The following is a 15007-nucleotide window of genomic DNA, read 5'->3' as shown; positions in this document are numbered from 1 at the left end:
GTTCGCAGTGTGCTGAATCGATTAGTCCTCTAACCGCCAGGCGGAGAGAATGTAACCAAAGGTTGCGCGTAAGTGTGTGCCATAGGGCATTTGACTGTGGAACAACTTTGGTACTGATGACGTCTTGTCCGGCAATCGCTGTACATTGCGTTCGAGGCAAAAAGCCATTAATGGCAGGATTTTTGAAGTGATTTGTTTTGGGGCCGGGCTGCAGGGATTTCGTAGCTGAGATCAGTGGCATCAAGTTGGATGATCAGGGCTCTTTCATGCGTGTCAGTTCGTTGAAGTTGGCTATGTGTAATACCGCGCAAGCGCTCGAACGTCATAAGGATTTTGAATCGTGCATGAGAGCGCATTACCACGTGCTGCTCGTGCCCTATTCGAGACGACCGTTTTTCTACAAGAGTGCCCTTAAATACAGCCGCTTGATGGTGTCGTTTGCATTATTGAGCCAATACTTTTCTACACCGCTGCCTTTGTTGGCAGAAGTTAAAGCCTTGTGCGTAACGCGCAAATATTGTTCGAAAAACAGCCTGGAATCGATTTTTTTGCTATTCCGGGCCTTGGGTTTCATGGAGGTTGCGCCGCACCCCGAAGACAGTCGCTTCAGGGTGTATGCACCTTCGGATGAAGCCTGCCGCGAAGCGCGGTTGATGCTCACCGCCCTCACGGAGTCGTTGGCGCTGCTCTATCCCGAAAGGGAAGTGTTCCGGCAGATGCGCGACTTGGATGACCGCGAGTTCCTTGCGCTCTATTTCAAGGGTTTTGCCATGATTCTCGCGGCCGAGTTGACGGTGGATGTCTTGCTGCCCGAATGTTACTGGCTGGTGAAGCGCGACGCCGGCCATCTGTTGATGCTGGCGATCTACAACGACGCCTTTGCCCCAGAGAACGACCGCGCCACCTTCCGGTCGTCTTCCTACCTGGCCTTGGCCAAGCAACTTTCCGTGTCCAAGACTCACATTATCCGTATGGTGCAGGAGGGGGTTGAAAAGGGTTATTTCAAAGCCCACTCCAAAACCCGGCTGGAAGTTCTGCCACCCTTTGCCAGCCTGGTAAAGCGGTTCATGGCCTTTTCATTTGCGATGGGCCTGCATGCTATTGAGATGGGAGCGTAAGGATGCCTGCTAACTTGAAGTTGCGGCCCAGAATGCGCAGTTTGTTGTCACCTGCGGTGACCCAAGCCGAAGGGGTAGGGATTATTGCCTGGGTCGGCATGCTCCTGATTCCTGCGGCCCTGAAGTTGAATTTTTATATGTTGGGCGTCACGGTGGGCCTGCTGATTGTTTGCCGGGTACATGCCACCACCACGAACTTTCTGCTCTGGCGAGTGCTGGGGGTCACCTATATGGTGTTGTTGTCCGTCGGCTTCGCTTATCTGATTCATATGAACAAAGAGTTGCGTATTTATGGCCTGCCGTTGGCCGTGACCCTGGTGGTGGGCAGTGCGATCTTGTTTATCAGTGTCCAGGATTATCTGGCCGATGCGCTATTGATCTGGCTGATCCTGTGGCCGCCCATGCAGGCGGATATATACGTTGGCACCGAGGTGTATTTGCTGCTGTTCTGCGCCGCGTCGGTATCCATCGGGTTTATCTTGAGTTACTCCTACTTGAAGAACCTGCGTTCGGTATTGCTGGTGGAAAGCGAGTTTCGCGCCTTGGCCGAGACCGACTACCTGACCTCCATTCTCAACCGGCGCGCTTTTATGCAGAGCTTCGAGAAGTTGCTCGGTGGGGAGCAGGGCGGCTACTTCATCATGTTGGATATCGACAGTTTCAAAGAAAAAAACGATCTGTATGGCCACGACGTGGGGGACAAGATTCTGCGCGCCATGGCCCTGTGTCTGAAAAACGCCAAGGGCAGCCACAGCTTTGGACGGATCGGCGGGGAAGAGTTCGGCGTGTTATTGCAGGGCGACGATGTGGAGGTGGCCTGTGATTATGCCCTGGACTTGTTGCAAGCGATCCGCAGCAGTGTGCCTGCGCCCCACCATTACACCTGCAGTGCGGGAATGGCGCGTTTTTCGCCGGGCGACGAGTTGTCGGCCGTACTCAAGATGGCGGACAAGAACCTGTACGGCGCCAAGCGCAATGGCAAGGACTGTGTGCACCTGGACGGCGCGCTGCTGAAGGCGATCTTGTCCTGAGGCTTGGCGTCTAGTGCAAAGGTATCTGCACAACTTTCCAAGTTGCAGCAGCCAACGCTAACCACGATGCGAAGCGAGCCGCTCTTGATCTTGATCTGCTTTTGATCTTAAGCGCCCCGTTAAACCACGCTGGCGGATTACGGGCACACCGAGCCTGGGCGAGGTGCCGAGTGGTGGAGCAAGAGAACCCTAAGTGGCTGTTACCGCAGGAATGGATATGTACTCGGTATAACTGTGCCGGCTGTCAGGCCGCCTTCGCGAGCAAGCCCGCTCCCACAGTTGGATTGAGGGGTGTCCGGTAAATATGGGGCGGCTGTCGGGCCGCCATCGCAGGCAAGCCAGCTCCCACATTTGGATTGTGGGGTGTCAGGTAGGCAAGCGCCGGGTGGCAGGCCGTCACGGGAGCAAGCTCCCTCGCCACAGGCCCGGCGTCGCGCCGAAGTTATGCGTCTAGTGCTGTGACAACACGCTCGCCAGCAACCCAGGGAAGCGGCTTTCCAGCTCGTCACGGCGCAACGAGTTCATATGGGTGGTGCCCACATTGCGGGTGTGCACCAGGCCGGCATCGCGCAATACCCGGAAGTGATGGGACATGCTGGACTTGGGCCGCCCCCCGTCGAGTTCGCCACAGGTGGCCTCTGGCACGTTGGCCAGGTAGCGCACGATGTCCAGGCGCACGGGGTCGCTCAAGGCGTACAGCACACGCTCAAGCGTCAATTCTTGCGGAGTAGGGTGTTTGAAGGCTCGCATGGGGCGGATCATAACAGGGGGGTAGCGTTCAATACCATAGTTCGATTACCATCGAACTATCGAATCACTCATCCCTTCCTGGAGTTCTCAATGTCGGCCTTGTTCGAACCGTTCAAACTCAAAGATGTGACCTTGCGCAATCGCATTGCTATCCCACCGATGTGCCAATACATGGCCGAAGACGGCATGGTCAACGACTGGCACCACGTTCACCTGGCCGGCATGGCCCGTGGTGGTGCCGGCCTGCTGGTGGTCGAGGCCACCGCGGTCGCCCCTGAAGGGCGCATCACCCCAGGCTGCGCCGGGATCTGGAGCGATGCCCATGCCCAGGCATTTGTGCCCATGGTCAAGGCCATCAAGGCCGCAGGTTCGGTGCCGGGCATTCAGATCGCCCACGCCGGTCGCAAAGCCAGTGCCAATCGCCCCTGGGAAGGTGATGACCACATCCCGGCTTCTGATGCCCGTAGCTGGGAAACCATCGCCCCCTCTGCCATCGCGTTTGGTGCCAATTTGCCCAACGTACCGCGTGCCATGACCCTGGAAGACATTGCCCGCGTGCAGCAGGACTTCGTCGACGCGGCCCGCCGCGCTCGCGATGCCGGCTTTGAATGGATCGAACTGCACTTCGCCCACGGCTACCTGGGCCAGAGCTTTTTCTCCGAGCACTCCAACCAGCGTACCGATGCCTACGGTGGCAGCTTCGACAACCGCAGCCGCTTCCTCCTCGAAACCCTGGCTGCGGTGCGTGAAGTCTGGCCGGAAAACCTGCCGCTCACCGCCCGGTTCGGTGTGATCGAATACGACGGCCGTGATGAGCAGACCCTCACCGAGTCCATCGAACTGGCCCGCCGTTTCAAGGACGGTGGCCTGGACCTGCTGAGCGTCAGCGTCGGCTTTACCATTCCTGACACCAACATCCCATGGGGCCCGGCCTTCATGGGCCCGATTGCTGAGCGTGTACGCCGTGAAGCCGGTATTCCGGTGACCTCGGCCTGGGGCTTCGGCACGCCGCAACTGGCCCAAGGCGCTTTGCAGGCCGGGCACCTGGACCTGGTTTCGGTAGGGCGTGCGCATCTGGCCGACCCGCATTGGGCCTACTTTGCTGCCAAGGAGCTGGGCGTGGACAAGTCCTCCTGGACCTTGCCGGCGCCTTACGCGCATTGGCTGGAACGCTATCGCTGAGGTACGCCTGCGCATTGCATGAGCCACTCGATTGAGTGGCTTTTTTTCGCCTGTCGCTTTTGGCGACCTACGCGGTGAAAAATAACAAATGAGAATCGATGTCAAACGAGAATCCGCTGATATATGATGCGCCGCGAATTCTTGGCAGGTTTGCCGTCCCATCTGGCTCATTCACTAGGTTCTACACCCATGCGTCGTACTCTGATTTCCATCTGTGTGCTCCAGGCGTTTTCCCCCTTCGCGTGGGCAGAGCAGGCACCTGCCGAGAACGCCAGTATCGAGCTGCAAGCGACCAATGTCACCGCCACCGCGGACCTTGAGTCGGCCCAAGGCCCCGTGCAGGGCTACCACGCTACACGCTCAGCCAGTGCGACGCGCACCGACACCGCCATTCATGAAACCCCGCAGTCCATCAGCGTAGTGTCCAAGGACGTGGTCGAAGACCTCGGTGCAACGCGCTTGCAGGGTGCCCTCGATTACGCCGGCGGCGTCGGCCGTGCCAACAATTTTGGCGGCCAGGGCCTGACCACCTTTACCGTGCGCGGCTTCACCACCGGTGAGTTCTACCGCAACGGTTTCCCGATCAACCGCGGTTACCCGAACATGCCGGACGCCAACACCATCGAGCGTCTGGAAGTACTGCGCGGCCCCGCGACCATGCTCTACGGCCGTGGCGACCCAGGCGGCACCTTCAATGTGGTGTCCAAGCAACCGCTGGCCGAACGCACCGTCACCCTGGGCAGCCAGCTCAATGACCAGGGCATGAAGCGCGGCACCCTGGATGCCTCAGGCCCGCTGGACGAGGAAGGCCGCCTGGCCTATCGCCTGAACGTCGTGGGCGAGGGCGGCGACACCTTCCGCGATCACGTCGAGACGGAACGCTACGGCGTGACGCCGGTGATCACCTGGCAGGCCACCGATGACACCAAGGTGACCTTCGAAGGCGATTTCATGCGCAACAACCACCCGCTGGACCGTGGCCTGACGCGTTTCCCCAACCAGCGTGGCACGCCCTCGCGTGATACGTTCTGGGGCGACAAGGACGCCGGCAAGCTGCACAACGACAACAACATGGCGCAGTTGCGTTTCGAGCACATGCTTAACGACAACTGGACCCTGGGCGGCGGTTTTCAATGGTTGGACGGCAGCCTGAAGGGCAACGCCATTGAGGCCAATGGGCCGGGTAGCCTGGGCGCCGATGGCCGGACCCTGCAACGCAACTTCAACTACCGCAAGCTGGAATGGACCGACAAGGACTATCAGCTCAACCTGACCGGGCACTTCTCCACCGGCGGGTTCGATCACACCTTGCTTACCGGTATCGAGTACGAGGATTACGACTATAAGTCGATCATTCAACGTTCAAGCGACGAGGTGGGCACTTACCCGGTCGACATCTTCAACCCTGTGTACGGCCAAACGCGTCCGGCGCTGACCCGAACGCCGACCCACGATAAGGAAAACCTCAAGACCTACGCCGCTTTCGTACAGGACCAGGTTGCCCTCACTGAACGGCTGAAAGTACTGGCCGGTGCCCGCTTCGAGCGTTTCGAGCATGACTACCAGAACTATGTAGGTAAAAGCTGGCAGGCCGCCGATAACGCCGTCACCCCGCGCGTGGGTGTGATCTACGACCTCACCGACACCGTCGCGGTCTATGCTGACGCCGCACGTTCGTTCAAACCCAACGCCAGCGCCAGCCGCGAAGGCGGTGGTTTTGCGCCGGAGAAGGGCAAGTCCTACGAGATGGGCATCAAGTGGGAGGCGCTGGACCGGCAGTTGAGCGTGGATGCGGCGATCTATCAGATCGAGAAGAAAAACGTGCTGACCCCCGATCCGGTGGACAGTGCCTTTAATGTCGCGGCCGGCCAAGTTCGCAGTCGTGGATTTGACCTGAACGTTGCAGGCAACCTCACGCCCGAATGGCGCGTGATCGGCGGTTACGCCTATGTCGATGCCGAAGTCACCCGTGATAACACTCTGCGCTCCGGCACTCGCTTGATGAACATCCCGCGCAACAGCTTCAGCCTGCTCAACGTCTACGAGTTCCAGGACGGCGCGCTCAAAGGCCTGGGCCTGGGCGCCGGCGGCAAGTACGTCGACCAACGCGCCGGCCAGACCGCCAATACGGCATTCTCCATGGACGCCTATACCGTGGTCGACCTGCTCGGTTACTACAAGGTCAATGAGCGTGTGCGCTTGAATCTCGATGTGAAGAACCTGTTCAACCGCGAATATGAAGAAGGCGCGTTCGGCAATATCTACGCCTACCCCGGCGCGCCGCGTACCGTGCAGGTGGGCATCGCCTACACCCTGTGATGAACAGCTGCGGTACCACGCAGGGCCTGTAGCGAAGGAAATTGCTCCGCAACGGCCCCTATCTACCTGACACGCCGCATTCCAACTGTGGGAGCTGGCTTGCCTGCGAAGACGGCCTGCCAGCCGACGCATTTCTACCTGATACCCTCGCGATCCAACTGTGGGAGCTGGCTTGCCTGCGATGACGGCCTGACAGCCGACACTTCTCTACCTGACACCCCACATTTGGAATGCGGCGCGTCAGGTGGATATGCGTCGGCTGGCAGGCCGTCGTGGGAGCAAGCTCCCTCGCCACAGGGGCCTGCATCAGCTTCCCTGTCAGGTTTAACAGTAGACACTGGCGGGCGATCGAGGGATGTTTGCTCGTAACGTGCCAGCGCAGCGGTCGGCGCTCATTGCTTTTCGAAGCCACGCTTAATAGGGATATTAAAAATGGAACGGGAACTGATCGAGAAAGCTGAAGACCTGATCAAAAAGACCAACGATGCCGAGCGTCTGTTCACCCGATACGCCACCAAGTGCTACACGTCAGCCTTGCAAAAATATGCCAAGGAGATCAGCGAAACCTCCTATACCTATCTGCTGGCCGAGCTGGCCGAAAGTTCGCTGAGTTCGGAAATTCTAGGCCGTCCAGGCGCCAATATCAGCCTGGTCAGGATCGAGATAGAGGAGGTCATGCTCGAAGCCGATGTGATCAAGAAATTGAAGCGGGCCGAAACCCATTACCTGGAAACCCTGGAATCGGTGCGCAAGTTCGAAGACCTTAAACGCTTCGAGAAAATGCAGGACACGTCCGATATCGTCCGCTCGATAAAACTCGGCGTGTCACGTTTCAATATCCTGTTTGTCATCTTGCTGATCGGTGGGTTGACCTGGGCGGCGATCAATCTGCCTAAAGAAGCCTTGGCGTTGATTTCCGCTGCGATCGGCGGCGCCATCACTCACTTGTTGTCCGAGCGCCAGGCCGTGCTGGCGCTGAAAAAAGAGGGCGATAACACCTGCCCCAGGGCCAACAATAACAGTCAGGAATGACGCGGGCTCACAACGGCGTCAACACGTTCATCACCGTATCCAGCGCCACTCGGGTGTCGTCCAGTTGCACCAGCGACGCATGCCGTGCACCCAAGGCATCGCGGTTCTGGATCGCCGTGAGGATCGCCTTGTGCCGAGGCAGACTCAGGCCCTGGATATCCGGACGGCGGTTGGTGATGTTGATCGACTCGCGCAACGGCAGCGAGAGCATGTTGCACATATAGGCGAGCAGGTCGTTGCGGGTGGCGTCGGCAATCGCGCGGTGGAAGTCCAGGTCGGCCTGTAACAGGTCCTCGTGGGTCTTGGCGGTTTCCATGCCTTGGTAGGCTTGTTCGATGGTGGCGATGTCTTCATCGGTGGCGGTGGTCGCGGCCATGGCGGCGATTTCCGGTTCGAGAATGCGGCGCACCCCGGCCAGGGTGTTGAAAAACTCGCTGTGGGGCGTGGACTGCATCAACCAGGACAGCACGTCCGGGTCGAGCAGGTGCCATTTCAAGCGTGGCCGTACCACCGCGCCCACCCGTGGCTTGGAGTACACCAGGCCCTTGGCGCTGAGCACCCGCGTGGCTTCGCGCAATACCGAGCGGCTGACCTGGTATTCCTCGCACAGCGTGGCTTCCATGGGCAAGCGTTCTTCAGGCTTGAAGCGACCGGAAACGATGTGCATGCCCAAGTCCTGAACGATCTGGGCATGCTGGCTCTTGCGCGGCTTGGGCGGCTGGTGATCCATAACGACGGGGAGGCTCTGGCTTAGATTCGCCGCATCATAGCATCCCAATTAGTGGGAATGCCGTGGGACTTCTGCCCCGCGACAGCCCACCAGGAAGTCAAAGTCACAGCCTTGGTCGGCCTGCAACACATGGTCGATGTACAGCTGGCGATAGCCGCCGACAATGAGGTTCTGCGCGGGGGGCAGGTCGGCCATGCGCGCTGCCAGCTCGGCATCTGGAATGTCCAGGTGCAGGCGGCCATTGGCGCAATCGAGTTCGATCCAGTCACCTTCCTTCACTGTCGCCAACGGCCCGCCGGCGGCGGCTTCCGGTGCCACGTGCAACACCACGGTGCCGTAGGCGGTGCCGCTCATGCGCGCATCGGAAATGCGCACCATGTCCGTCACGCCCTGGGCCAGCAGCTTGGCAGGCAGGCCCATGTTGCCGACTTCGGCCATGCCGGGGTAACCCTTGGGGCCGCAGTTCTTCATGACCAGGATCGAGTTGGCATCCACGTCCAGCTCCGGGTCGTTGATGCGTGCCTTGTACATGTCGAAGTTCTCGAACACCACGGCGCGGCCACGGTGCTGCATCAGTTCGGGGCTCGCTGCCGAAGGCTTGAGCACCGCGCCCAGGGGCGCGAGGTTGCCACGCAGCACGCAGATGCCGCCGTCGGCGCGGATCGGGTTGTCCAGCGTGCGGATCACTTCGTCCTGGCCATAGATCGGCGAATCCTGGGTGTTCTCGCCCAGGGACTTGCCGTTGACCGTCAAGGCGTTGGGGTGGGGGATCAGATTGGCCTCACCCAGGCGACGCAGCACCGCGGGCAGGCCGCCGGCGTAGTAGAACTCTTCCATCAGAAAGCGTCCGGAGGGCTGCAGGTCGACGATGGTCGGCATACCGCGGCCGATGCGGGTCCAGTCATCCAGGTCGAGTTCGACGCCGATGCGCCCGGCGATGGCTTTCAAGTGGATCACGGCGTTGGTCGAGCCGCCGATGGCCGCGTTCACGCGGATAGCGTTTTCAAACGCCTCCTTGGTGAGGATTTTCGACAGCTTCAAGTCCTCACGCACCATCTCCACGGCGCGCATGCCCGACATGTGCGCCAGTACATAGCGGCGCGCATCCACGGCCGGAATCGCCGCGTTGTGGGGCAGGGAAGTGCCCAGCGCCTCGGCCATGCAGGCCATGGTGGAGGCCGTGCCCATGGTGTTGCAGGTGCCCGCCGAGCGCGACATGCCGCCCTCGGCCGCGAGGAAATCATCCAGGGTGATGGTGCCGGCCTTCACCTGTTCGCTGAGCTGCCACACCACCGTCCCCGAGCCGATGTCCTGGCCCTTGTGCTTGCCGTTGAGCATCGGCCCGCCAGTGACGACGATGGCCGGCACATCACAACTGGCCGCGCCCATCAGCAGCGCCGGGGTGGTCTTGTCGCAGCCGGTCAGCAGCACCACACCGTCAATCGGATTGCCGCGAATCGCTTCTTCCACATCCATGCTCGCCAGGTTGCGCGTGAGCATGGCGGTAGGGCGCAGGTTGGATTCGCCATTGGAAAACACCGGGAACTCCACCGGGAAGCCACCGGCCTCGATCACGCCACGCTTGACGTGCTCGGCGATCTGGCGGAAATGCGCGTTGCACGGCGTCAGCTCCGACCAGGTGTTACAGATGCCGATGATCGGCTTGCCATGGAACTGATGGTCGGCAATGCCCTGGTTCTTCATCCAACTGCGGTACATGAAGCCGTTTTTGTCGGCGGTACCAAACCACTGGGCAGAGCGTAGGCCGGGCTTTTTGTCAGGCATGATCGATTCTCTTATTGTATGACTATATGTTCTATGCGTGCTTAAACATAAGCGCAAAATCGCCGCTTTGGAAGTGTTGTTTTGCAAATAGTCATACTATATAGTCGGTCTCAACTGAGGTATGGCCCTGGCGGATTTCGTCAGAGGCGTCCCCCGAGCTTCTATAAAAACAACAATCGGAGATCGACCCCATGAGCCAGGAACTGCGGCTTATTCGGCGCATCACGCTGAAACTGATTCCCTTCCTGATCCTGCTGTACCTGATCGCCTACGTGGACCGTTCCGCCGTGGGCTTCGCCAAGCTGCACATGGGCGCTGACGTGGGCATCGGTGACGCCGCCTATGGCCTCGGTGCCGGGTTGTTCTTCATTGGCTATTTCCTGTTCGAAATTCCCAGCAACCTGATGCTTGACCGCTTCGGCGCACGGCGCTGGTTTGCGCGCATCATGATCACCTGGGGCGCCATCACCATCGGCATGGCGTTCGTGCAGGGGCCGCACAGCTTCTATGTGATGCGCTTTCTGCTGGGCGCGGCGGAGGCGGGGTTCTTTCCCGGCGTGCTGTACTACATCACCCAGTGGTTCCCGGTGCGCCATCGCGGCAAGATCCTCGGGCTGTTCATCCTCTCCCAACCTATTGCAATGATGATCACCGGCCCGGTGTCCGGCGGTTTGCTCGGCATGGACGGCATTCTTGGCCTGCATGGCTGGCAGTGGCTGTTCATCGTGATCGGCACCCCGGCGATCCTGCTGACCTGGCCGGTGCTGCGATACCTGCCGGACGGCCCCCAGAAGGTCAACTGGATGAGCGAGGAAGAAAAAGCCTGGCTCACCGGCGAGCTGCACAAAGACCTGCAAGCCTACGGCCAGACGCGCCATGGCAACCCCTTGCATGCGCTCAAGGACAAGCGCGTGTTGCTGCTGGCGCTGTTCTACCTGCCGGTGACCCTGAGCATCTACGGCCTCGGCTTGTGGCTGCCGACCCTGATCAAGCAGTTTGGCGGCAGCGACCTCACCACCGGCTTCATCTCCGCGGTGCCCTATATCTTCGGCATCATCGGCCTGTTGATCATCCCGCGCAGCTCCGACCGCTTGAACGACCGTTACGGCCATCTCGCCGTGCTCTATGTACTGGGCGCCATCGGCCTGTTCTGCAGCGCCTGGCTCACGGTGCCAGTGCTGCAAATGGCCGCGCTGTGCCTGGCGGCGTTTGCCATGTTTTCCTGCACCGCCGTGTTCTGGACGCTGCCGGGGCGCTTTTTTGCCGGCGCCAGTGCGGCGGCCGGTATTGCCTTGATCAACTCGGTGGGCAACCTCGGCGGTTACATCGGCCCGTTCGTGATCGGTGCGCTCAAGGAGTACACCGGCAATCTGGCCTCAGGCTTGTATTTCTTATCCGGTGTGATGGTGTTCGGCTTGCTGCTGACCCTCGTGGTCTACCGCTTGTTGGAACGCAAGCACGTGCTGCCCGTCGACCAATTCGCCGCCAGCGCCCGTGGCGCCACACGCACTTAAATCCAGGAGAACCTGCATGCGTTTAGTTCAGTTCGAGTTGAGCAACGGTGAGCGCCGCGTCGGCGTGGTAGAAGGCAACCAGGTACGCGAAGTGCGCGGCGCCCACAGCGTGCGTGAACTCGCGCTGGCCGCCATCGATGCCGGCGGCAAGTTGCAGCAACAGGTAGAAGCCCTCGGCCTGGGCGTCAGCCATGACTACGCCGCCTTGTTGGCGGAACACAAAATCCTGCCGCCGTTGGACCATCCGGACCCGGCCCATATGCTGATCAGCGGCACTGGTCTCACCCACCTGGGCAGTGCCTCGGCCCGCGACAAGATGCACCAGCAGGCCGGCGACGACAGCGCGATGACCGACACCATGCGCATCTTCAAATGGGGCGTGGAGGGCGGCAAACCAGGCGCTGGCCAGGCCGGTGTGCAACCGGAGTGGTTCTACAAAGGCGATGGCAGCATCGTCGTGCGCCCGGGCCAGGCCTTCCCGGTGCCGCCGTTCGCCGAAGACGCCGGCGAAGAGCCGGAAATCGGCGGCCTCTATGTGATCGGGCATGACCGTAAACCCTATCGCCTGGGCTTTGCGGTGGGCAACGAGTTCTCCGACCATGTGATGGAGCGCAAGAACTACCTGTACCTGGCCCATTCCAAGCTGCGCAGTTGCAGCTATGGCCCGGAGTTGCGCGTGGGCGAACTGCCCGAGCATCTGGCGGGCACCAGCCGCATTCTGCGCAACGGCGAGGTCATCTGGCAGAACGAATTCCTCAGTGGCGAGGCCAATATGTGCCACAGCCTGGAAAACCTCGAATACCACCACTTCAAATACAGCCAGTTCCTCAAGCCGGGCGATGTGCACATTCACTTCTTCGGCACCGCCACCTTGTCATTCGCCGACGGTATACGTACCCAGCCGGGCGATGTGTTCGAGATCAGCCAGGCTGAATTCGGCGCGCCGTTGATCAACGGTATCGGCAGCAGCGATGCGGCATTTGAACCCGGCCAAGTCACCCCCCTTTAAGGAGATCAACATGACCCCGTTCCTCGGCCACAACTACATCGGCGGCCAGCGCAGCGCCAACGGCAGCATCAAGCTGCAAAGCATCGACGCTACCACCGGCGAAGCCTTGCCCCAGGATTTCTACCAGGCCACCGCCCAGGAAGTGGACGCCGCCGCCCGGGCCGCGGCCCAGGCGTACCCGGCCTATCGTGCCTTGAGCGCCGCACGGCGTGCGCAGTTCCTGGATGCGGTGGCCGATGAGCTGGACGCCTTGGGCGATGATTTCGTCGAACTGGTCTGCCGCGAAACCGCCTTGCCGGTCGCACGCATCAAAGGCGAACGCGGGCGCACCAGCGGCCAGATGCGTTTGTTCGCCACCGTGCTGCGCCGTGGTGACTTCTACGGCGCGCGTATCGACAAGGCCCTGCCAGAGCGCCAGCCGCTGCCGCGCCCGGACCTGCGCCAATACCGTATCGGCCTCGGCCCGGTGGCGGTGTTCGGCGCCAGCAACTTCCCCCTGGCATTTTCCACGGCTGGCGGCGACACCGCTGCCGCGCTGGCCGCCGGCTGCCCGGTGGTGTTCAAGGCCCACAGTGGGCACATGGCGACCGCCGAGCGCGTGGCCGATGCGATCATTCGTGCTGCCGAGGCCACCGAGATGCCGGCTGGCGTGTTCAATATGATCTTTGGCGGCGGCGTCGGTGAGGCGCTGGTCAAGCATCCGGCGATCCAGGCGGTAGGCTTTACCGGCTCGCTCAAAGGCGGCCGCGCCCTCTGCGACATGGCCGCGGCGCGCCCGCAACCGATCCCGGTGTTTGCCGAGATGTCGAGCATCAACCCCGTGATCGTGCTGCCCCAGGCGCTGCAAGCCCGCGCTGAAAGCATTGCCCGTGACCTGACCGCGTCGGTGGTACAAGGCTGCGGCCAGTTCTGCACCAACCCAGGCCTGGTGATCGGTATCGCCTCGCCTGCGTTCACCGCGTTCACTCAGCAGGTCGCGCAATTGATCGGCGAGCAACCGGCGCAAACCATGCTGAATGCCGGCACCCTGGGCAGCTACGGCAAGGGCCTGGAAAAACTCCGGTCTCACCCGGGCATCCAGCATCTGGCGGGCAGCGCGCAGTCGGGCAACCAGGCGCAACCGCAACTGTTCAAGGCGGATGTACGTCTGTTGATTGACGGCGATGAAGTGCTCCAGGAAGAAGTCTTCGGCCCCACCACGGTGTTCGTCGAAGTGGCCGATCAGGCCCAACTCAGCGCCGCCCTGCAGGGGCTGCACGGGCAATTGACCGCCACGCTAATCGGCGAACCGACCGACCTGCACCAGTTCGCCGAACTCACGCCCCTGCTGGAACAGAAAGTCGGGCGCATCCTGCTCAACGGTTACCCCACTGGCGTGGAGGTGTGCGATTCCATGGTTCACGGCGGGCCGTATCCGGCGACTTCCGACGCCCGTGGCACCTCGGTCGGCACTTTGGCTATCGACCGTTTCCTGCGCCCGGTGTGCTTCCAGAACTACCCTGATAGCCTGCTGCCCGACGCGTTGAAAAACGCCAACCCCTTGCGTATTCAGCGCCTGGTAAATGGCACGCCATCGCGCGAATCGCTGTAACTGATCAGGAGGCTTCATGTCGTTGAGCGCAGTCACCCCGCACCGTGCCCGGTTGGGCGAAGGGCCGTTCTGGGATGTACCGACCCAGGCCCTGTATTGGGTGGATATCGCCGCCCGCCAGGCGCTGCGTCTGATGGGGGGGCAGTTGCAGGTGTGGCAATTGCCTGAGCACGTCTCGGCGTTCATCCCCTGTCAAAGCGGTGATGCGCTGGTGACCTTGAGCAGCGGTGTGTATCGCCTGGACCTGGCCACCGAAGCCTTGACCCTGCTGTGCGTAGCCGACCCGCAAACGGGCAACCGCGGCAATGAAGCACGCTGCGATGCCCAGGGCCGGCTGTGGTTGGGCACCATGCAGAACAACATAGGCGAGCAGGGCGAAGACCTGCCGATTACCCGGCGCTCCGGTGGCTTGTTTCGCATCGATGCCGATGCGCGGGTCACGCCGTTGTTGGCGGGCCTGGGCATTCCCAACACCTTGCTTTGGAACGAGGCGGGCAGCCAGGTGCATTTCGGCGACAGCATGGACGGTACGCTCTATCAGCATTCGATCCAGGCTGACGGCCAACTCGGCGCCGCCCAGGCCTGGTTCGGGCCGCACACACGCGGCGGGCCGGATGGCTCGGCCATGGACGCCGAAGGCTACATCTGGAACGCGCGCTGGGATGGCAGTTGCCTGCTGCGGCTAACGCCTTCAGGTGAGGTGGATCGCATCATCGAACTACCGGTCAGCCGTCCCACCAGTTGCGTGTTCGGTGGGCCCGAGCTCACCACGCTGTACATCACCAGCGCGGCGAGTCCCTTGGATCACCCCCTTGATGGTGCGGTATTGGCCATTGAGGTCGACGTGCCAGGCAAGCCCTGTCACCGCTTCGCCGGATAAACCAAACGCGCTGTTGTGGCGAGGGAGCTTGCTCCCGTTCGACAGCGCAGCTGGAGCCGGCTTTTT

General features: G+C 61.1%; 12 protein-coding genes. 9 read left to right on the top strand and 3 right to left on the bottom strand.

Going from position 1 to position 15007, the window contains the following annotated elements; translation table 11 throughout:
• Window positions 1–266 precede the first annotated feature (266 nt).
• Both OC445_RS11160 and OC445_RS11155 read left to right on the top strand, forming a co-directional pair.
• A complete protein-coding gene (locus OC445_RS11160; protein WP_169922168.1) occupies window positions 267–1118 on the top strand; it encodes a hypothetical protein in 852 nt (283 codons plus the stop codon).
• Window positions 1119–1120: 2 nt separating this feature from the next.
• Window positions 1121–2149, top strand: coding sequence for a GGDEF domain-containing protein (locus tag OC445_RS11155; RefSeq protein ID WP_054922113.1), 1029 nt, complete (start codon window positions 1121–1123; stop codon window positions 2147–2149).
• 450 nt (window positions 2150–2599) lie between these two features.
• Here OC445_RS11155 and OC445_RS11150 read toward each other — a convergent pair whose 3' ends face one another.
• Complete coding sequence (locus OC445_RS11150) at window positions 2600–2899, bottom strand: ArsR/SmtB family transcription factor (RefSeq protein WP_003190545.1); 300 nt, start codon at window positions 2897–2899, stop codon at window positions 2600–2602.
• Between the two features lie 90 nt (window positions 2900–2989).
• On the opposite strand from OC445_RS11150, the gene OC445_RS11145 reads away from it, so the two are divergent.
• From OC445_RS11145 to OC445_RS11135, 3 genes are all read left to right on the top strand, one after another.
• On the top strand, window positions 2990–4081 hold the full coding sequence (locus OC445_RS11145; protein WP_014718067.1) for an NADH:flavin oxidoreductase/NADH oxidase: 1092 nt from the start codon (window positions 2990–2992) through the stop codon (window positions 4079–4081).
• Between the two features lie 189 nt (window positions 4082–4270).
• The gene (locus OC445_RS11140) at window positions 4271–6400 is read left to right on the top strand and encodes a TonB-dependent siderophore receptor (RefSeq protein WP_198791180.1); all 2130 of its coding nucleotides are present in this window, start codon (window positions 4271–4273) and stop codon (window positions 6398–6400) included.
• A 432-nt stretch (window positions 6401–6832) separates the two neighbouring features.
• A complete protein-coding gene (locus OC445_RS11135) occupies window positions 6833–7432 on the top strand; it encodes a hypothetical protein (RefSeq protein ID WP_034126738.1) in 600 nt (199 codons plus the stop codon).
• 7 nt (window positions 7433–7439) lie between these two features.
• Here OC445_RS11135 and OC445_RS11130 read toward each other — a convergent pair whose 3' ends face one another.
• Both OC445_RS11130 and OC445_RS11125 read right to left on the bottom strand, forming a co-directional pair.
• Window positions 7440–8162, bottom strand: coding sequence for a FadR/GntR family transcriptional regulator (locus OC445_RS11130; RefSeq protein ID WP_034126739.1), 723 nt, complete (start codon window positions 8160–8162; stop codon window positions 7440–7442).
• A gap of 48 nt (window positions 8163–8210) precedes the next feature.
• Window positions 8211–9947 (bottom strand): IlvD/Edd family dehydratase, encoded by a 1737-nt coding sequence (locus tag OC445_RS11125; RefSeq protein ID WP_019817288.1) that lies wholly within the window; start codon window positions 9945–9947, stop codon window positions 8211–8213.
• 191 nt (window positions 9948–10138) lie between these two features.
• On the opposite strand from OC445_RS11125, the gene OC445_RS11120 reads away from it, so the two are divergent.
• The 4 genes from OC445_RS11120 to OC445_RS11105 are packed head-to-tail and all read left to right on the top strand — an operon-like array spanning window position 10139 to window position 14941.
• Window positions 10139–11461: an MFS transporter gene (locus tag OC445_RS11120; protein ID WP_003190554.1), complete on the top strand. Its 1323-nt coding sequence runs from the start codon at window positions 10139–10141 to the stop codon at window positions 11459–11461.
• A 16-nt stretch (window positions 11462–11477) separates the two neighbouring features.
• The gene (gene araD1 / locus OC445_RS11115; RefSeq protein ID WP_198791181.1) at window positions 11478–12470 is read left to right on the top strand and encodes an AraD1 family protein; all 993 of its coding nucleotides are present in this window, start codon (window positions 11478–11480) and stop codon (window positions 12468–12470) included.
• Window positions 12471–12480: 10 nt separating this feature from the next.
• Window positions 12481–14061: an aldehyde dehydrogenase (NADP(+)) gene (locus tag OC445_RS11110; protein ID WP_198791182.1), complete on the top strand. Its 1581-nt coding sequence runs from the start codon at window positions 12481–12483 to the stop codon at window positions 14059–14061.
• 16 nt (window positions 14062–14077) lie between these two features.
• Window positions 14078–14941 (top strand): SMP-30/gluconolactonase/LRE family protein, encoded by an 864-nt coding sequence (locus OC445_RS11105; RefSeq protein ID WP_054895664.1) that lies wholly within the window; start codon window positions 14078–14080, stop codon window positions 14939–14941.
• The last annotated feature ends 66 nt before the right edge of the window (window positions 14942–15007 follow it).

The sequence above is a fragment of the Pseudomonas sp. Pse35 genome, assembly GCF_024519715.1.
Taxonomy (GTDB): Bacteria; Pseudomonadota; Gammaproteobacteria; order Pseudomonadales; family Pseudomonadaceae; genus Aquipseudomonas; species Aquipseudomonas paracarnis.
The sequence above is the reverse complement of the archived record's forward strand: the minus strand, read 5'-3'. Positions and strand labels throughout refer to the sequence as shown.